The organism is Enterococcus sp. AZ149 (genome assembly GCF_051714285.1).
GTDB classification, from domain to species: domain Bacteria; phylum Bacillota; class Bacilli; order Lactobacillales; family Enterococcaceae; genus Enterococcus_D; species Enterococcus_D entomosocium.
In genome coordinates this window covers 3,068,820-3,087,063 of record NZ_JBIORO010000001.1, presented here as the reverse complement: position 1 = coordinate 3,087,063, position 18,244 = coordinate 3,068,820, and the positions used below count along the sequence as shown (strand labels likewise).

The 18,244-nt window shown below is 44.0% G+C and carries 19 protein-coding genes, 1 tRNA gene and 1 pseudogene; 12 read left to right on the top strand and 9 right to left on the bottom strand.

Annotated elements, in window-relative coordinates; all coding sequences use genetic code 11:
- Positions 1–17 precede the first annotated feature (17 nt).
- The 3 genes from IGI94_RS14240 to IGI94_RS14230 form a co-directional block, all read right to left on the bottom strand.
- On the bottom strand, positions 18–689 hold the full coding sequence (locus tag IGI94_RS14240) for a type 1 glutamine amidotransferase (protein WP_005233555.1): 672 nt from the start codon (positions 687–689) through the stop codon (positions 18–20).
- Positions 682–2,031: a Mur ligase family protein gene (locus IGI94_RS14235; RefSeq protein WP_005227862.1), complete on the bottom strand. Its 1,350-nt coding sequence runs from the start codon at positions 2,029–2,031 to the stop codon at positions 682–684. Before IGI94_RS14235 ends, IGI94_RS14240 begins: the two co-directional genes overlap by 8 nt.
- 195 nt (positions 2,032–2,226) lie before the next feature.
- Entirely contained in the window at positions 2,227–3,633 is a 1,407-nt protein-coding gene (locus IGI94_RS14230; RefSeq protein ID WP_008379338.1) for a TrkH family potassium uptake protein, read from the bottom strand.
- Positions 3,634–4,024: 391 nt separating this feature from the next.
- Here IGI94_RS14230 and IGI94_RS14225 point away from each other — a divergent pair, with 391 nt between their 5' ends.
- Both IGI94_RS14225 and IGI94_RS14220 read left to right on the top strand, forming a co-directional pair.
- Entirely contained in the window at positions 4,025–4,843 is an 819-nt protein-coding gene (locus tag IGI94_RS14225; RefSeq protein WP_438899904.1) for a Cof-type HAD-IIB family hydrolase, read from the top strand.
- Between the two features lie 183 nt (positions 4,844–5,026).
- A complete protein-coding gene (locus tag IGI94_RS14220; RefSeq protein ID WP_369076018.1) occupies positions 5,027–5,821 on the top strand; it encodes an HAD family hydrolase in 795 nt (264 codons plus the stop codon).
- Positions 5,822–5,973: 152 nt separating this feature from the next.
- Here the strand turns inward: IGI94_RS14220 and IGI94_RS14215 are convergent, their stop codons facing one another.
- Both IGI94_RS14215 and msrA read right to left on the bottom strand, forming a co-directional pair.
- Positions 5,974–7,038 carry an iron-containing alcohol dehydrogenase family protein gene (locus tag IGI94_RS14215; RefSeq protein ID WP_005233563.1) on the bottom strand — a complete coding sequence of 355 codons (1,065 nt, stop codon included), beginning with the start codon at positions 7,036–7,038 and terminating at the stop codon, positions 5,974–5,976.
- Positions 7,039–7,200: 162 nt separating this feature from the next.
- A complete protein-coding gene (msrA, locus tag IGI94_RS14210; RefSeq protein WP_438899903.1) occupies positions 7,201–7,719 on the bottom strand; it encodes a peptide-methionine (S)-S-oxide reductase MsrA in 519 nt (172 codons plus the stop codon).
- A 92-nt stretch (positions 7,720–7,811) separates the two neighbouring features.
- On the opposite strand from msrA, the gene IGI94_RS14205 reads away from it, so the two are divergent.
- The 9 genes from IGI94_RS14205 (at position 7,812) to upp (ending at position 15,456) form a co-directional block, all read left to right on the top strand.
- On the top strand, positions 7,812–8,333 hold the full coding sequence (locus IGI94_RS14205; RefSeq protein ID WP_008379349.1) for an AAA family ATPase: 522 nt from the start codon (positions 7,812–7,814) through the stop codon (positions 8,331–8,333).
- A gap of 2 nt (positions 8,334–8,335) precedes the next feature.
- Entirely contained in the window at positions 8,336–8,761 is a 426-nt protein-coding gene (locus IGI94_RS14200; protein WP_438899902.1) for a GNAT family N-acetyltransferase, read from the top strand.
- A gap of 54 nt (positions 8,762–8,815) precedes the next feature.
- Entirely contained in the window at positions 8,816–9,397 is a 582-nt protein-coding gene (locus tag IGI94_RS14195) for a GNAT family N-acetyltransferase (RefSeq protein ID WP_008379353.1), read from the top strand.
- Between the two features lie 136 nt (positions 9,398–9,533).
- Positions 9,534–10,118, top strand: coding sequence for a thymidine kinase (locus IGI94_RS14190; protein WP_005227882.1), 585 nt, complete (start codon positions 9,534–9,536; stop codon positions 10,116–10,118).
- A 3-nt stretch (positions 10,119–10,121) separates the two neighbouring features.
- Positions 10,122–11,195: a peptide chain release factor 1 gene (prfA, locus tag IGI94_RS14185; RefSeq protein ID WP_005227884.1), complete on the top strand. Its 1,074-nt coding sequence runs from the start codon at positions 10,122–10,124 to the stop codon at positions 11,193–11,195.
- The gene (gene prmC, locus IGI94_RS14180) at positions 11,188–12,045 is read left to right on the top strand and encodes a peptide chain release factor N(5)-glutamine methyltransferase (RefSeq protein WP_005233577.1); all 858 of its coding nucleotides are present in this window, start codon (positions 11,188–11,190) and stop codon (positions 12,043–12,045) included. The genes prfA and prmC overlap by 8 nt, the downstream gene beginning before the upstream one ends.
- Positions 12,046–12,221: 176 nt before the next feature.
- Positions 12,222–13,250 carry an L-threonylcarbamoyladenylate synthase gene (locus IGI94_RS14175; protein ID WP_438899901.1) on the top strand — a complete coding sequence of 343 codons (1,029 nt, stop codon included), beginning with the start codon at positions 12,222–12,224 and terminating at the stop codon, positions 13,248–13,250.
- A gap of 81 nt (positions 13,251–13,331) precedes the next feature.
- The gene (gene glyA / locus IGI94_RS14170) at positions 13,332–14,576 is read left to right on the top strand and encodes a serine hydroxymethyltransferase (RefSeq protein WP_438899900.1); all 1,245 of its coding nucleotides are present in this window, start codon (positions 13,332–13,334) and stop codon (positions 14,574–14,576) included.
- Positions 14,577–14,826: 250 nt separating this feature from the next.
- Positions 14,827–15,456, top strand: a complete 630-nt coding sequence (gene upp / locus IGI94_RS14165; protein WP_005227894.1) for a uracil phosphoribosyltransferase — start codon at positions 14,827–14,829, stop codon at positions 15,454–15,456.
- Between the two features lie 178 nt (positions 15,457–15,634).
- Here the strand turns inward: upp and IGI94_RS14160 are convergent, their stop codons facing one another.
- A complete protein-coding gene (locus tag IGI94_RS14160; RefSeq protein WP_005227896.1) occupies positions 15,635–15,871 on the bottom strand; it encodes a hypothetical protein in 237 nt (78 codons plus the stop codon).
- Positions 15,872–15,997: 126 nt separating this feature from the next.
- Here IGI94_RS14160 and IGI94_RS14155 point away from each other — a divergent pair.
- A tRNA-Thr gene (locus IGI94_RS14155) sits at positions 15,998–16,070 on the top strand.
- A gap of 102 nt (positions 16,071–16,172) precedes the next feature.
- Here the strand turns inward: IGI94_RS14155 and IGI94_RS14150 are convergent.
- The 3 genes and pseudogenes from IGI94_RS14150 to IGI94_RS14140 form a co-directional block, all read right to left on the bottom strand.
- A complete protein-coding gene (locus IGI94_RS14150; protein WP_005227898.1) occupies positions 16,173–16,688 on the bottom strand; it encodes a YjbQ family protein in 516 nt (171 codons plus the stop codon).
- 4 nt (positions 16,689–16,692) lie between these two features.
- On the bottom strand, positions 16,693–17,385 hold the full coding sequence (locus IGI94_RS14145) for a triose-phosphate isomerase (RefSeq protein ID WP_005233588.1): 693 nt from the start codon (positions 17,383–17,385) through the stop codon (positions 16,693–16,695).
- Positions 17,385–18,233: pseudogene (locus IGI94_RS14140) on the bottom strand (class II fructose-bisphosphate aldolase). The gene IGI94_RS14145 and the pseudogene IGI94_RS14140 overlap by 1 nt, the downstream one beginning before the upstream one ends.
- Positions 18,234–18,244: the final 11 nt, after the last annotated feature.

Below are 18,244 nucleotides of genomic sequence, written 5' to 3'. Positions count from 1 at the left end.
TTGCTAAGTACGTGTATTTAAATTTCGACGTTGCCATAACGATTGGCAAGGGCGGTGCGGATCAAGCGCTCTGCCAAATGCTCATTTCTTGCGAGAAGCGGTCCGTGGAAGTAAGAGCCGAACACATTGCGGTAAACCACGCCTTCGGTTTGGTCTTCGCCATTGTTTCCTTGTCCTTGGATGACTTTCCCCAATGGTTTTTCCCCTTTACCTAAGAAAGTACGGCCATTATGGTTTTCAAAGCCATAATAGGTCTCATCGAATTCTTCATTGTGGATCACGATGTCACCGATGAACCGGTTGTTTTCTTGGCTTAAGGTGTAATGATCCAAGGCACCGATCCCCTTGATTTTCTCGCCGTTGGCACCAATGTAGTAATGACCCAGCAATTGATAGCCGCCGCAAATTGCCAGCATCACGCCATCATTTTCGATATAGCTGGTCAGGGCTTCTTTTTTTGATTGGATATCTTGTGAAACGATCACTTGTTCAAAATCTTGTCCGCCACCGAAGAAGACGAGATCATATTTTTCAGGATCGAAGGGCTCGTGAATGCTGACGACTTCTGCGTTGAAGGTCACGCCTAGTTTTTCGGCCACGTAGCGCAACATCAAGAGATTGCCGTTGTCGCCGTAAGTATTCAAAAGATTTCCATACAAGTGGGCAACATTCAGTTGATACTTAGTCACGACTCATTCCTCCTTTGATATAGCCTTTTTCCGCAAGCTTTTTGCGTAGCTGCAGGACTGCAGTGTAAGTCGCTAAAATATAGACTTTTTCTGTTGGTAAGTCTGCAATTTGCTTGATGACGTCATCAAGTTCAGGGGTTTCAATGATTTTCTCTTCAGGGATCCCCGCAACTTTTAACCGCAACGCCATATCTTTGTGACGATCACCACCAGCGATCACTTGAGGAATCCCCATATCGGCAAACGCTTCATGGTCGCCATCCCAAATCCAGCTGACGTCGATCCCATCTGCGTAGTTGGCATTCAACAAGCTGACTAGTGAGAAAGGATAGGGCGACAGGCCGATCATATCGATGACTTGGTTCAAACCAACAGGGTTTTTAACTAAAACTAACGTACATTCTTTGTCCCCGATGCGGATCACTTCTTGGCGGCCAAAGACTTTTTCGTCATAGGCCAAACCAGATTTGATTTTTGCAGGTGCTACGCCATAATATTCCGCAACCGCAGTTGCCGCCAGCGCATTGTAGACATTGTACATCCCACCAACTTCGATGCGATAGTCATTGCCATCGATCACAAAATCAGCAGAGGTGTTGTCCATTGCAGTCATTTCCGTCAGTTTATAATCCAATTCTGGTCGATGGAAGCCGCAATTTGGGCAGTAGTATTTCCCAAGATTGGCATAGGTGATCATTTTATAATGCAAAATGTGATGACACTCAGGACACAACACGCCATCCGTATTGTAATGAGCCATCTGCTCTTCATCTGGCAAATGATCAAATCCATAGTATTTCCGCGGATTGACAGTTGCCACCGAATTGAACAGTGGCGAATCCCCATTGCAGAGGATCGTTGCTTCCGGTGAGTTTGCGGCACCTTCAACGATCATTTTATAGGTCGTATAGATCTCGCCATAACGGTCCATTTGATCGCGGAAAATATTGGTGAAAACGAACAATTCCGGTTTGATGTACTTCGTTACTTTGCTGAGACTGGCTTCATCGATTTCTAAAACCGCAAATTTTTTGCCTTTTTTAGGGCGTGCCGATAGAAAGGTTGAAACGATCCCTTGGACCATATTGGCACCGGTGGGGTTCGTCAATACTTCATCAAATTCTTGGCGCAAAATATTGACAGTCAAGGCAGTCGTCAATGTTTTGCCGTTGGTGCCTGTGATCACGACGACTTGGTAATCTTTCGCCAAATGATCTAATATATGTGGATCAACTTTTAATGCTAATTTACCAGGCAGGCTTGAGCCACCTTTGAAAAAGTTCTTTAATACCCATTGAGAGGTCTTACCGACTGAAACAGCCAGATGACTTCGTATTCCCATAATGTAACCCTCCATTAGAGCGAATGCTTTCGTTGTGCAAATTCAATTTATCATACCATATACCAAGAAAAAGGTTAAATTGCTTTTGCGATTCTTTAAATTTCTACAAAGACCATTCTGATAAATGGCTCTTTTACTTGCGATGATCAACAAATTGAAAAGCAAAACAGCAAACCTTCTGCCAGGTTTGCTGTTTTAACCGATAATGATTTTTTCCGTTGGGTACTCGTAGCCTAAGTCACGTGTTTCTTTTGGTACGAATAACATCAAGGTGTACAGCATACCGACACGGCCGATAAACATCAAAAGAGCAATCACGAGTTTGCCGATAGTTGATAAATCGCCCGTGATTCCTAAAGAAAGCCCTGTGGTTCCAAAGGCCGAGGAAACTTCAACAATGATGGCGATCAAAGGGATATCCTCGATGGCGGTCAAGAATAAGACACAAAAGAAGCACATGCCCATCGAAAGCATGAAGACCACCACTGATTTACGGACGTCATCTTGATCGATCCGGCGACCGAAGATATTGATATTGTCCTCACTTTTCAAGAAGGCATAGAGGTACAGCCCAATGATGGCAATGGTCGTCGTCCGAATCCCCCCACCAACAGAGCTGGGACTACAACCAATAAACATCAGCAAGGAGAAAACGATCAACGTCGTGGTTTGGAAGTTGCCTAAGTCATGGATCTGCAGGCCAGCATTCCGCGTTGTCATGGAATAAAACATGCTGTTCATCCACATACCACTAAAGCTGTAATCTTTGAATAAATAATCTTTCTCAAGGAAAAAAATCGCCAATGTACCGCCGACAAAGAGGATCACGAAAGCCAAAACAGCAATTTTTGTGAATAAAGAAAATCGAAACGGCAAGCGGCGGCGTTGTTTTTTCATTTTAAAAAGGACCCATTCCCGAAAGTCCATGATCACTGGAAATCCGATCCCCCCGATAAAAATCAAAATCATGATACACGTCAGGAAGAAATAATCATGGGAAAACGGCAAGATGGAATTGCCCGTCACATCAAACCCTGAGTTGGTCACAGCAGAGATCGCTTGATAAAACCCATAAAAGATCGCGTCACGCCAATTGTCATAATACCCGTAAAGATGAAAATAAACAGCGAAGATCGTACCTGCTACCAACTGACAAACTAAAATGATGGTAAACGTCGTTCGAATCATCCGAACGATCCCGCTAAGCTTTGGCTGGTTCATATCTGTCATGATCAATTGGCGCTGCTTTAAACTGATTTTGCGCCGTGAAACGATCGCAAAAAAGGTCGAGATCATCATGATCCCTAAACCACCAACTTGAAAGAGGACTTCCAATAAAATGACCCCGCGGTCGTTAAATACGTCATTGATCGGGAAGGTAGTCAACCCTGTGACACTGACCGTGCTGACCGCCATAAAGAACAGATCGATAAACGCGACATGAGAGCCCGGTTCCCGAAAGAAGGGAAGTGAAAAAAGCCCCAAAGAGACCACCGTCATCACGATATAATAAAAAACAATCACTTGGATTGAAGATACATTCTGGGAAATAAACGTCTTGCTCCTGCGCTGCGTCAAGCGAGCAAAGCGGGTAAAGTTCATAACAAAAACCCCTCACTAATTAAACTATCCCCAGTATACCAAAGAACCAAGTAGATTTGAAAGAAAGCAGGATAGAATTTATGTGGGGCAGAAATTGCGCAAGGAAACGTTTCTGGAGTGATTCTTTTCATTCGGGCAAAGGAGCCGCCAATCAATCCTTGTGTTTGGCAGCGATGGTCTGCCTTTGAATGATCTTCAATCATTGTAAGGATTTTTGAAAAGGTAGGCACGATTGAATGGTGTAAAGCAGTAGTCTCTTTTTTGAGAGGCACTATCCCTTCAATCGATTTTTTAGCAAGAAAAAGGATGCGGAAGTTGTATATACATGTTAAAATAATAATGTAAGAAAAACGCTTTCTTTAATAAAGAAAGCCAGAATGGAGAGAAGTATATGAATGCCAACCCTTATGATATCAAGTTAGTAGCTGTCGATATGGATGGAACCTTTATGCGCACGGATTATACGTATGATGTTCCCCGCTTCAAGGCCGTGTTGGCCCGCATGAAAGCAGTCGGCTGTCAGTTTGTCGTTGCCAGCGGCAATCAGTATTACCAGTTGCGGGCTCAATTTCCCGGCTATGATCACGAGCTGAGTTTTGTTGCAGAAAACGGAGCACTTGTCAAAGACAAAGAAACAGTGCTTTTTGCAGCGGACATTCCCCGAGAAACGGTTTTCGCAACCTTAGATTTATGTAAAAAATACTCCGAAGTTAAAAATGTAATGTGTGGGCTCAATAGTGCTTATTGTGAACGGGGAACGGTCAGTGATGCTTTTTTTGAATTAACAAATAAGTATTACCACAAATTGCAATGGGTCGATGACTTTGCCCAAGTAGAGGACACGATCCTGAAATTTGCCCCAACCGTTCCTGTCGAAAAAACGGCCTATTATTCGGAACTATTTCAAAAAGAACTAGCTGGTTTGCTAGTGCCAACAGGCAGTGGGCATGGTTCCGTGGATCTGATCGTGCCTAACTGCCACAAAGCATCAGGATTGGCACGCTTGGTAGAGCGATGGGGGATCACTCCTGAGCAATGTGTCGCTTTTGGCGATGGCGGCAATGATTTGGAAATGTTAGCCTATTGCCAGAGAGGCTATGCGATGGACAATGCGCCAGAAAACGTCAAAGCCGTTGCCACCACCGTCTGTCCCTCAAATGATGAGGATGGAGTATTAGTCACATTGGATCAGCTGTTCCCGATGGTCTAGGCGTTCTTTAAGATTCTTAAAAATAGGTAAGTATTCCGATCAATTTTCACGATTTCAGAAGAAAACGCTGGCAATTTATGAGAAGATAAAAGAAATAAAAGATAACAGCGACGATCCGCACGGAACAATAGAGAGAAAAGCGCATCAATTTTTTTGAAAATCGAGACGGAAATGGGGAAGATCATGAAGAACGTGAAAATTATTTTTTTTGATGTTGATGGCACACTGATCGACATGAGCAAAAAGCAAATCTCTAAAAGAATGTTAGCCACATTAAAAGCCTTGAAGAAGCAAGGGATCCTGTTGTGCATTGCGACTGGCAGAAGTCCCATCGCGTTGCCGCAATTTGAAGGCGTGACCTTCGATGCGTTTTTGACCTTTAACGGATCGTATTGTTTTAATCAAGCCGAGGGGATCCACCAAAACCCCATTCCTAAAAAAGATGTTCAGCAAATCATAGAAAATGCGACGGCGCTCAAGCGTCCAGTAGCAATCGCAACGAAGGATCGTACCGTTGCCAATGGCAAAGATGCTGATTTAGTTGAGTATTTTTCCTTTGCTCATCAAGAAGTGATCGTGGCAGAAGATTTTGAAGAGTTGATCCAACAGCAAGACATTTTCCAAGTGATGTTAGGTTCAGGGAAAGAAGACTACGCCAAAGTGATGGCAAATACTACAGAGGCGAAAATCACCGCCTGGTGGGATCGGGCAGTCGATATTATTCCAGCCAGCAGCGGGAAAGGAAGCGGCATTGCCAAAATGCTGGCTTACTATGGCTTGGATAAATCCGAAGCCATTGCCTTTGGGGATGGCAACAATGACATTGAGATGCTGGAGGCAGTTGGTTGGGGTCTAGCAATGGCCAATGCTTCGGATGAGTTAAAAGCGATCGCTGACGAAGTGATTGGTCACGTAGCCGAGGAAGGTATTTATCAATACTGCTTAGAAAACGGGTTGCTGGGTGAAGCCGTGCAGTGATGGGCAATGCGTCAGTTGCTGTTGCCCGCTAAGAACATGCGCAGCCAGGATTGCTACTGCGTGTCAGTTTGATCAAATAAAAAAACTGTTTCCGAAATGCATTAGGGAAACAGTTTTTTATTGATATAAAGTTGTTTAGCAATTTGTACGGTTTACAGCGCCTCTACTGCTTCGATCGCCTGATAGACTTTTTCGGGTGTGATCGCAGGATCGATCAAAATAAAGGTTTCTTCTTCCTTGACAGCATAGGTCAGAACCGAGGCGAAGTAATCCCGATCAAGGCGCGTCACATGGAGATCCTTCAGCTTCATCGGCAAGTGCAAAGCTTCGTAAAACGGCCGTAATTCTTCAATCACATCAAAATCATTGGTATAGGCAAGCTGGACCCAAATGCAGTAGGCGACTTTATTGCCGTGCAAGACACTATGGGTCTCATTCAAATAAGACAAGCCGTCATGCAGCGCATGCGCACCGGACGTGCGGCCAAACTCTACTGCAAAACCGCCAACTTCGCCTGCCAAAGCAATGATCGCGTCGGTGATGCGGGCAAAGGCGGGTGTCAGCTGCCCAGCTTCTAGGTCTTTGACAGCTTGGATCGCATCGGCAATCAGCAAGTTTTTGATCAAAAGAGCGCTTTGGAAACCTAGCCGTACTAAGGCAGTCTTGTCGTCTTCTGCCATGTTGCGGACGATGGCTTCCATTTCATAATATTTGGCTAAGGTATCAGCGATCCCTGCGATAAAGTAATCAACAGGTGTGGCTAGTAAAAAACGGGTGTCGACGATCGTCATGTAGGCACCTTTTTTGGCATAGTCGATTTTACAAATCGTATGATCGGGGTAATAGGCGACGATCACCGGGGTAAAGGGCGCACAGTTGGAAACCAATGTAGGGATCACGATCAGCTCTGCGCCAAGGGTTTGGGCGGTGATTTTTGCTGTATCAGCGACCTTGCCGCCGCCGATTGCCACCACGGCATCTGCTTGCTGGATCGCTTCAGCTAAGGTTTGCGCATTTTCATAACTCGATGATCCATCGTAGCGGTAGATCGGGTAGTCAAATGAATGAGGGTAATAGTTCGAAAACACATCGAATGACTGCTCCCCAGTAATTACTGCTACCTCTTGGAACTCTCGTAAATACTCCGGCAAATCAGTTAAGACCCCATCGCCCGTAATATAACGGTTTGGACCTGGACGGACTTCATTAGCTAACATCAAACAAACACTCCTTTATAATCGTCAGAATTTTCTAATCAGTGTAGCGCGAAAATGCCCTGACTGTCAATTTCCTTTTTGGGAAAAAACAGAAAACAGCCGATCTGCTGACGAGGCAGTTCGGCTGTTAGTGATGAATTGTAAGGAACGTTCCCCAAAATGTTAAGCCCAGTTTTGGCGAATAAAGCCGGCTCGACCGGAGCCTTCGCTATAAGCATTGTAATGGGCTGCATTTTTTTTGTAAAAATCTTGATGATAATCTTCTGCAGGATAAAAAGGTTCTGCTGGTTCGATCTTCGTTACGATCGGACGGTCAAAGCGGCCGCTAGCTTGCAACTGCGCCTTTGATTTTTCCGCAATCGCTTTTTGTTCTTCACTATTGTAAAAAATCACTGGACGATAGGAATCACCACGGTCGGCAAACTGACCAAACGCATCCGTGGGGTCTGTCTGCTGCCAATAGATGGTAACTAATTCTTCATAAGAGATGACTTCAGGATCAAAGGTGATTTCAACTGCTTCGGTGTGACCGGTGGTACCTGTCGTTACTTGTTGGTAGGTTGGGTTAGGGACATGGCCGCCAGTAAAGCCCGAAACCACTTTGAGGATGCCTGGCTGTGAATCAAAAGGCTTCACCATGCACCAAAAACAACCACCAGCAAAAATTGCCGTATCATTCATAGGTATTCCTCCTTTGCTTCTATGGTATGCTTCTAGTAGAGAAAAACAAGAGATATGCTTAGATAACATACTAACGAAGAAAGGAACCGCCCATGGAAAGCATGTTAATTTTACTACGGGGGAATTCTGGCAGCGGAAAAACCACTATTGCCAAAGCTGTTCAGCACGTTTTTGGGGAAGAGGCAGTGCTGATTTCACAAGATGTTTTTCGGCGAGAAATTTTTTGTGTCAAAGATACCCCTAATAATTTAGCCAGCGGTTTGATGAAAGAAGCTGTCCTATATGCGAAGGGGAAAGTGCCGATGATACTTGTTGAGGGGATTTATTCTCGTGAAAAATACCAAGACTTTCTCGACTTTCTAATGAAACTCTTTCCCCAAAAAAAGCTAGTTTATTATTTTGATCTTTCTTTCGAGGAAACGGTCAAAAGACATCAGACCCGAATGCAGCGAGACTATTTTTCCGAGGAAGCGATGCGTAAATGGTGGCTTGAGCGAGACTTGCTTTTCCCAAAAGGATCTTCAGAGGAAAGACTGATCAAAGAAGGCCTAACGATAGCAGAAACGGTCGATCAGATCATCGCAGATTATCAAGAAACAAGAAGGAGTGATTGAATATGGCGCGAATCATTGAACAAGGAACAGACCAAGAATTGGCTGCGTTAGAAACAGCATTAACAGCATACACAAAGCATCAAAAACCATTTACACAAACAGAGACCTATCAGAACTTTAGCATTGTAATCAAAAAAGAGGGTGTGGTGATTGCTGGCGGTATTGCCTACGCCTCAATGTATCATATCGGCTATCTTGACACCCTGTGGGTCAAAGCATCCGAGCGGGGAAAAGGGTATGGCAAGCAGATTCTTACGGATCTTGAACAGCAGTTGAAAGCATTTGGCTGTGAAAATTGCCAGACGGCGACTTTTGATTTCCAAGCACCAGATTTTTATCAGCGAGTGGGCTATGAAGAAATCGGGAGAATCGCCCATACGCAAAATCAGCTAACAGAAATTTTTCTAGTAAAGAAATTACGTGATTGAATCCCAAAGAAACCGTTGAACAAGGACGAAACCAAGGAAAGAGAGGCACAACCAATGTTAGATAAATCAATTCCATATGCAGAAATCTGGATGAAGCGAGCACACAAAAGCACACCGATCCAGCCCATTCAATCCGATAACTATTCGCTACGCAGCTACCAAGCAGGAGACGAAAGGCACTGGGCACGGATCGAAACATCCGTCGGAGAGTTTGACAATGAGGAAGAGGCATTGGCGTATTTTGAAAAAGAATTTATGCCCGAGCAAGCACAGCTAGGACAGCGAATGTTTTTTGCCCTTGATCAAACAGGTACACCGGTCGGCACGGCTACCGCTTGGAAAAAAGCCAAGCAAGACGGTACACCGGTTCCGCTAGTCCATTGGGTAGCAGTAATGCCGCAAGCTCAACGTCAAGGGATCGCTCGCGGCTTGGTCACGCAAGTCGTTTCTGTCTTAGAGGCAGCCAACGAGCCGATGTATCTTCATACGCAAACGTGGAGCCACGCAGCAATCAAGCTCTACCAGCAGCTCGGTTTTGTGATCATTGCAACGGATATCAATGGGAATGAAAATCCAGAATATCCACTGGCTTGTCAAGTATTGGCAGAAGTGGCCAGAAAAGCCAGAAATGATTAAGAAGTACCGGCAGCAAAAAATCCGTTAACTTTTCGTAAAACTCTTGCGTAAAAGGCGGCGTGTGTCGAATTTAAGTCTGTAAAAATTCTCCTTTTTCAAGTATAATACCAAAGGAGTATGAGGAAGGATGGGCGAGATGGCACAGCTTTTTTTTAAATATGGCGCAATGAATAGTGGGAAAACGATCGAGATACTGAAAGTTGCTCACAACTATGAAGAACAAGACAAACCAGTCGTGATCATGACAAGCGGATTGGACACGAGAAGCGGCGTGGGAAATGTTTCGAGTCGCATCGGCTTAGAGCGAGACGCGATTCCGATTTTTGATGAAACGGATCTATTTCATTTGATCAAAGACCTCGGTTATAAACCTTATTGTATTTTGATCGACGAAGCACAGTTCCTAAAGAAGCATCATGTGCTGGCTTTCACCAAAATCGTGGATGAGTTAGGTATTCCTGTAATGGCCTTTGGTTTGAAAAATGATTTCCGCAATGAATTATTTGAAGGCTCAAAATACTTGCTGCTTTACGCAGATAAAATCGAAGAGATGAAAACCATCTGCTGGTTCTGTCATAAAAAAGCAACCATGAACTTGCACTATATCGACGGAAAACCCGTTTACGAGGGCGATCAAGTACAAATCGGCGGCAATGAAGCGTATTATCCAGTTTGCCGCAAGCATTACTTTCACCCGGGAATGAAAAAAGAAGGAGAATAATCAATGTACGATCAGTTACAAGCAATCGAAGACCGTTACGAAGAATTAGGCGAATTACTAAGTGATCCAGCCGTGATCTCTGACACCAAACGCTTCATGCAGCTTTCAAAAGAAGAAGCCAATACACGGGAAACGGTGGAAGTCTACCGCCGTTACAAAGAAGTCGTTGAAGGAATCAAGGACACTGAAGAAATGCTTGGGGAAAACCTAGATGCAGAAATGGCTGAGATGGCCAAAGAAGAACTCTCTGACTTGAAAAAAGAAAAAGACGTTTTAGAAGAACGCATCAAGATTTTGTTGTTGCCAAAAGACCCGAATGATGACAAAAACATCATCATGGAGATCCGTGGTGCAGCTGGCGGCGACGAAGCAGCCTTATTTGCTGGCGATCTTTTCAATATGTATCAAAAATATGCGGAAAACCAAGGCTGGAAAGTCGAAGTCATGGATGCCAACGTCACTGGGATCGGCGGCTACAAAGAAGTCATCATGATGATCACTGGCGACAACGTCTTTTCAAAATTGAAATATGAGAGCGGCGCCCACCGAGTGCAGCGGGTACCATCTACCGAATCACAAGGCCGAATCCATACGTCTACGGCAACGGTCGTGGTTATGCCTGAAGCAGAAGAAGTCGAAATCGATATCGCAGACAAAGATATTCGGACCGATATTTACCATGCCTCTGGTGCCGGTGGTCAGCACGTTAACAAAACAGCTTCTGCTGTTCGTTTGACTCACTTGCCAACAGGGATCGCTGTTGCGATGCAAGATGAGCGTTCACAGCTGAAAAACCGTGAGAAAGCGATGAAAGTCTTGCGGGCACGGGTCTATGACCAAATGCAGCAAGAAGCACAAAGCGAATACGATGCAAACCGTAAATCAGCAGTGGGTACCGGCGATCGTTCTGAACGGATCCGGACCTATAACTTCCCGCAAAACCGCGTAACAGATCACCGTATCGGGTTGACTATTCAAAAATTGGATCAAATTTTAGCTGGAAAACTCGATGAAATTGTTGATGCACTGATCGTTTACGATCAAACATCAAAATTAGATGAGATGCAAAATGGCTAAAACCTATCGAGAAGTCCTTTCACGGGCTTCTTCTTTTTTAGAAACGAAAGGACTGGACGGGTATGCGATCCAATACCTGTTTTTACAGCGAAAAAACTGGCAGCAACTCGATTGGCTGCTGCAGATGGACCAACCCATCCTAAGGGAAGATGAGGCACAGATCGCAGCAGATCTTGAACAGTTGCTACAGCATGAACCCCCGCAATATTTATTGGGGTATGAAGAATTTTATGGTCATCGCTTAAAAGTGACCCCTGCAACCTTGATCCCGCGTCCAGAAACCGAAGAGCTGGTGGAAAACTGTCTGGCAAAACTACCAGCAGATCAGCCGCTACGAGTCGTTGACATTGGCACGGGTACAGGAGCGATCGCCATTGCCTTAAAATTGGCACGTCCCCAGTGGTCGGTAAGTGCCGTGGATCTTTCAGCAGAGGCGTTAGCTGTTGCTAAAGAAAATGCGACAGCCTTAGGTGCGGAGATCCGCTTTTTCCAAGGAGATACCTTGGAGCCTGTGGCAGATCAGCAATGGGATCTGATCGTTTCCAACCCGCCGTATATCAGCGCTGAAGAGTGGCCGCTGATGGATATCAGCGTACGGGAAAAAGAGCCTAAAATGGCGCTTTTTGCTCAAGAACAAGGATTGGCGATCTATAAGCAATTAGCACAGCAAGCACCGAAGTGTTTGGCACCAAGTGGGCAAATGGCGCTGGAAATCGGCTTCCAGCAAGGACAAGCTGTTCAACAGCTTTTTGCAGCCGCTTTTCCCAACAAAGAAGTTACCGTAGTAAAAGATCTTGCGGGTCAAGATCGGATGGTGTTTGTCAGTCATCCACAAGATGTGGATAAATAAATTTTTTTTGCTACAGAAAAAGTGCAAAAACCTTATGAAATGAACAATTTGGGAATAAATGGAGTTATAAACAAGGTTATCCACACTTGACAAACGACTTATCCACAAAATGTGGATAAGAAACGAGAAAATGTTGATAAGTGTGGAAACTTCTCAAAAAAGGATGTGGATAAATTGTGGAAACAAAAATTTTTGATCAATCAAAGTTAAACGAAGCAGCAGCTATCTTAGCTGAGGGGGGATTAGTGGCGTTCCCGACGGAAACTGTCTATGGACTAGGGGCTAGCGCGCTTTTGCCAAAGGCTGTTGCGCAAGTGTATCAAGTCAAAGGACGACCTAGTGACAACCCTTTGATCGTTCATATTGCCGAGCCAGAGCAGTTGGAACCGTTTGTGGATAACAAGCATCCTTTTGCTGATAAATTGATGGAAACTTTCTGGCCTGGGCCCCTAACCTTGATCTTTTCGATCAAAAAAGACAGCTTACCTAGCATCGTTACTGGCGGCTTATCCACAGCGGCGTTTCGGATGCCCAACAACACCAAGACGTTAGCGTTGATCAAACAAGCCCAACAGCCATTGGTTGGTCCTAGCGCAAATACATCTGGTAAACCAAGCCCAACATCAGCTGCGCATGTTCAGCATGATCTGGCAGGCAAAATCGCTGGCATCTTGGACGATGGGGTGACACAGATCGGTGTCGAATCAACGGTCTTAGATTTGAGTGACCCAACGGCACCGCCGATCATCTTACGCCCTGGTGCAATCTCTAAAGAACAGCTTGAAGCAGTCTTACAAACAAAAGTCCTCGTCGATCAGCATTTAGTAACAGAAAGTGAAGCACCCAAAGCGCCAGGCATGAAATACAAGCACTATGCACCGAATATCAACGTCATGATGGTCAATGACCAAGATTGGTCGGCAGCCATGGCTTGGGCGAGAGAACAGCAGCTTAAGGTAGGTGTTTTAGCTGGACCGACGATCGCCGAGCAGGTCCGCTTCGAAGCTGCAGCCATCTATTTATTTTTTGATGACAGTGTGGAAGCTGCGACAAAAGGGCTGTTTGCGGGGTTACGGGCGTTAGATGAATCGATTGCTGAGCTAGATGTCTTATTCGCACCCACGTTTCCAGAAAGCGGCTTAGGGGCTGCTTATATGAATCGGTTGAAAAAAGCTGCAAATCAAAGTTTCTTTCAAGAAAATTAGCAAAAAACCAGAATTCATTATAGGTAGCTTATGAAGAAATGTGATACAATGCTACCATTAAGGTAAAGGGGTGTTGTAAGCATGGATTATCAAACGTTTGATCCCGAATTGTGGCAAGCGATCGAAAAAGAAACGAATCGTCAACAAAACAATTTGGAATTGATTGCGTCTGAAAATATCGTTTCAGAAGGTGTAATGGCTGCGCAAGGTAGTATTTTGACAAATAAATACGCTGAAGGTTATCCAGGTCGTCGTTACTATGGCGGCTGTGAATTTGTTGATGTGGTAGAAAACTTAGCAATTGAACGGGCGAAAAGTATTTTCGGTGCGGCATATGCCAATGTTCAACCGCATTCTGGTTCTCAAGCCAACACAGCAGCTTATTTAGCGTTGATCGAAACAGGCGATACAGTATTAGGGATGGATCTTTCCGCAGGCGGTCATTTGACCCATGGCTCACCAGTGAATTTCAGCGGCAAGACCTATAATTTTGTTAGTTATGGTGTTGATCCTGCAACAGAAGTCATTGACTACAATGTCGTTCGTATTTTGGCGCGCAAGCATCAACCGAAACTGATCGTTGCCGGTGCCAGTGCTTACTCACGTACAATCGATTTTGCGAAGTTCCGTGAAATCGCCGATGAAGTTGGCGCAAAATTGATGGTGGATATGGCGCATATCGCTGGTTTAGTAGCGGCTGGTCTTCATCCAAACCCAGTTCCTTATGCGGACATCACGACTTCTACGACCCATAAAACATTACGCGGCCCTCGAGGCGGCTTGATTTTAACAAATGATGAAGATTTAGTGAAAAAAATCAATAGTGCCGTTTTCCCTGGTATTCAAGGCGGCCCATTAGAGCACGTGATTGCAGCGAAAGCTGTTGCTTTTAAAGAAGCACAAGATGCGTCGTTCAAAGAGTACTCTGAACAAGTCATTCGCAATGCGCAAGCAATGGCGAAAGTCTTCAACCAAGCACCACAAGCTCGCTTGGTCTCTGGTGCAACAGACAATCACCTATTATTGATCGATGTGCGTGGCTTTGATTTGAACGGAAAAGAAGCAGAAGCATTGCTGGATCAAGTCAATATCACCGTCAATAAAAACTCGATTCCTTTCGAATCATTAAGTCCTTTCAAAACGAGTGGGATTCGCGTGGGGACACCAGCGATCACTAGTCGTGGCTTTAAAGAAGAAGATTGTGTCGAAGTGGCGAAATTGATCGTCAAAGTTTTAGAAAAACCAAATGATGAAGCCGTCTTGGCAGAAGTAGCGGCGCAAGTCAAAGAATTGACGGACAACTATCCACTTTACAAAAACAAATAAAATGGGACTGTGACAGAAGTTAAGGTCAGACAAGATGTCTCACGCGTTTTTCCTGCGCTCCAGCTCTTTGTGATCACCAAAAGTGAAAAAGGGGCTAGAATGAACGCAGAGGCGTGTTACATGCCGTCTTGTCTCCTTCCTTCTAACACAATCCTTTTTTTGAGGAAAAGCAGTATTGCCTGTGGCAGATGGTTGTAACAAGAGCCGATTTGCTTTAAAATAAGAGAAAAACCAAAGGAGATTTTTTTAAATGGGTAAATTTCAAGTAATCGATCACCCGCTGATCCAACACAAATTAACAATGATCCGCGACAAGAACTGTGGAACAAAGGTTTTCCGTGAAGTTGTTAATGAAATCGCAATGTTGATGGCGTATGAAGTGTCTCGCGACATGCCGCTTGAAGATCTAGTGATTGAAACACCAATTGAAGAATCAACACAAAAAACACTATCTGGTAAAAAGGTAGCGATCATTCCGATCCTGCGCGCAGGTCTAGGCATGGTTGATGGTATCCTTGAATTGATCCCAGCCGCAAAAGTTGGTCATATCGGGATGTACCGTGATGAAGAAACGCTAGAACCACACGAATACTTCGTAAAATTACCTGAAGATATCGATGAACGTCAATTATTTATCGTTGACCCAATGTTAGCTACGGGCGGTTCAGCGATCATGGCGATCGACGCACTGAAAAAACGCGGCGCTTCAAACATGAAATTCGTCTGCTTAGTTGCTGCACCAGAAGGCGTGAAAGCATTGCAAGATGCCCATCCAGATGTTGATATCTACACTGCAAATCTTGATGAACGCCTAAATGAACACGGCTATATCGTTCCTGGTTTGGGCGATGCCGGTGACCGTCTATTCGGTACAAAATAAATCAATACAAATAAGACAAAGGCAACTGCTTCAAGTTTTGCCTCGTCAATGATGCCATGGAAGAAGATCGACTGCCAAAACGGTTCGATCGGTTATCCATGGCTTTTTTTAGCTTTTCATAAAATCAGACAATGAAAAAAGGAGAAAATCAACTGATTTTCTCCTTGCATTAAACGGGTTATAGTTTGGTTAATTGTTTGTAATTGATGATCAATACACCATTACTTTGCGAAACTAATTTCTGGTTTTCTGGGGTTTCGTTCAGCTCGACCACCGCAGAGTTTTTCAACTGCTTTGTGATGGTACCAGTTTGTTTCTTCCCATGGAACGTGAACATGACAGGAGTAGCGACCTCAAACGTTGAACCTTCTTGTGACGGGACAATTGTTGTTTCGAATTTACCAAATGTTGCCATGTAAAAACCTCCTTGATACTTCTATTATATCACAATTTTCGGAAAATTTCAGTAAGTAGATTTTTTTCAGCAGACCTCTTTACAAAACAACCGTTTTTGCATATAATTTTCTTTGTGCCATACAACGCCAGCTTAGCTCAGTTGGTAGAGCAACGCACTCGTAACGCGTAGGTCACAGGTTCGAATCCTGCAGCTGGCATAAGAAATGAAAAACCATGAATCTTCTTTTAGAGGATTCATGGTTTTTCTTTTGCAGGTGATAAGTAATCTCAATTTTTCCTGATTTACCCGATAACTGTTCTTATTCGCCCATTAGCATTACATGGCATGTCCTATTTCGCACACGATTTTGATCGAAATCAACAAAATAGATATAGCCTACAGAGCCGATCTCTAGCTTGCCGTTACTTAAAATAAAACTTTCGCTTGCACCGAAAAAACTCGAGCGAATATGGGCATCGCCGTTTAAAATCGTTGCTGGATCTGTTGGGTAGTTTGGATCGTCCAGACTCATCAAAAATTCTAAATGCTTTGGTCCAGGATAACGATAATCGGTATTTTCTGATAGTTCACGAGGAATAATTTTATCGAGAATTCGGTTTAAATCAACTTGAAGAAATTCATCTCCGTTAAAGTCTGTATCATGCATGTATTCTTCAAAGATAACAGAACAGGTCGTATGGGGAGACTGTACGAGACAGATTCCATTTGAAATTCCGCTTTTTTCAACCATCGTTTTCACTTCTTCTGTGATGTTGTGGTAAGACACTCGATTCCCGTTAGAAGTTAACGTCAGTTGCTCTTTTAAAAATTTCACAGTGTTAATCCTCCTTTTTATGCTTCACCGCTTGTTTGATCATTTCTGTAAGGGTTTGAACGGGATCATCTGCTTGCACAATGCCGCTTGTCCCTCCGGTACCATCAGCACCTGACGACAAAGCTTTTTCAACATCGGCCGCACTAGATATACCAGCAGCCTGCAAAATCAGGATTTCTGGATCAATTTCCCGAACAACACGATTTGTTTCCGTCATGTATTGAAGATCACTGGTTTGTCCTGTCCCAATTAGTTCGGTTGGCTCGCAAACCATCACATCCGGTTTCAGGGAAGCCGCGGCTCTCGCTTCAGTCAATGAATTCGCACACACAATTGTTAAGAGACCCAATTCATTTGAGCGCTGAATCGCTTTAGTCAGTTCTTGCAATGTCATGGGGTGTTCAGCATGGTTTAAAAAGGTAGCTTCAGCTCCGGCTTCTGCCACTGCTTCGGGTAAAACATAGCCCATTCCACGACCAATTTCGATTCCGTCTAAATGTTGGACAGTGACGAATAAATGTGTTGTTGCCTGTTTAATTAAAGAAACGTCTGCATGCTGAACAGTAAATAGAATGTCGATGTCATACAAAGATGACAACTCATCAGCAGCTTTTGCCAATGCCAATGCTTGTTTTCCATAAAGATAGGCTTTGGGATTGATGACAAAGAATGGCGTTCTTAAAGTTCTTTTTTTCATTAGCTTTCTCCTTCACGATAAGGTTTGGTATGAAAGACTGTAAAATAGTGCTCGAGTGTCTTGGACATTCCATTGCTTGCTGAATGAAGTAAATCGAAATAGTCATCTGGTTGATTTTTGTGAATTTCATTCATAGCAGCAGTGACAAAGTCAGTAAAAATATTTATTTTCCGGATACCTTCTAAGGCACATTTTTCAAGGTTTTCATCGCCAGAAGAGGATCCGCCATGCAGAACAAGAGGAACATTGACAGCATGGTGTATTTACTTTAAAACGTCAAAATTTATTTTGGGTATCCCTTGATAATGTCCGTGAGAGGTGCCAATAGAAACTGCCAACGAATCAACCCCGGTTAATTTGGCAAATGCAACAGCCTCAGAAGGTTCTGTGTAAATAGATTGACTATTTACGGCTGATTCCAGACTATTTTCCGACCCAACGTGCCCGATTTCGGCTTCAACAACGACACCATTTTTATGAGCGTAATCGGCGATCTCCTTTGACCGACGGACATTTTCTTCAAATGGCTCCTCAGAAGCATCGATCATTACGGAAGTAAAACCTAAATGAATGGCTCTTTTGATGACCTCTTCATCGGTACCATGATCTAAGTGCAAAGCGATAGGTACAGTGCTTTTCTTTGCCAAAAATTTTCCAATCATGGCAGCCTCTTCTAAAGTCAACATGTTCATATGGGACTGAGCGAAGGCCAATATCAAAGGCTTGTTTAAACGTTCAGCAGTCTCCGCGTATGTTTTTGCACTAGTTAAGTCGAAAAAATTTGCTGCGGGTAATGCATAATTGTGTTTTTCTGCATGTGCGAATAGTTCTTTTGTTGTGACCAACATAGGGCATTCTC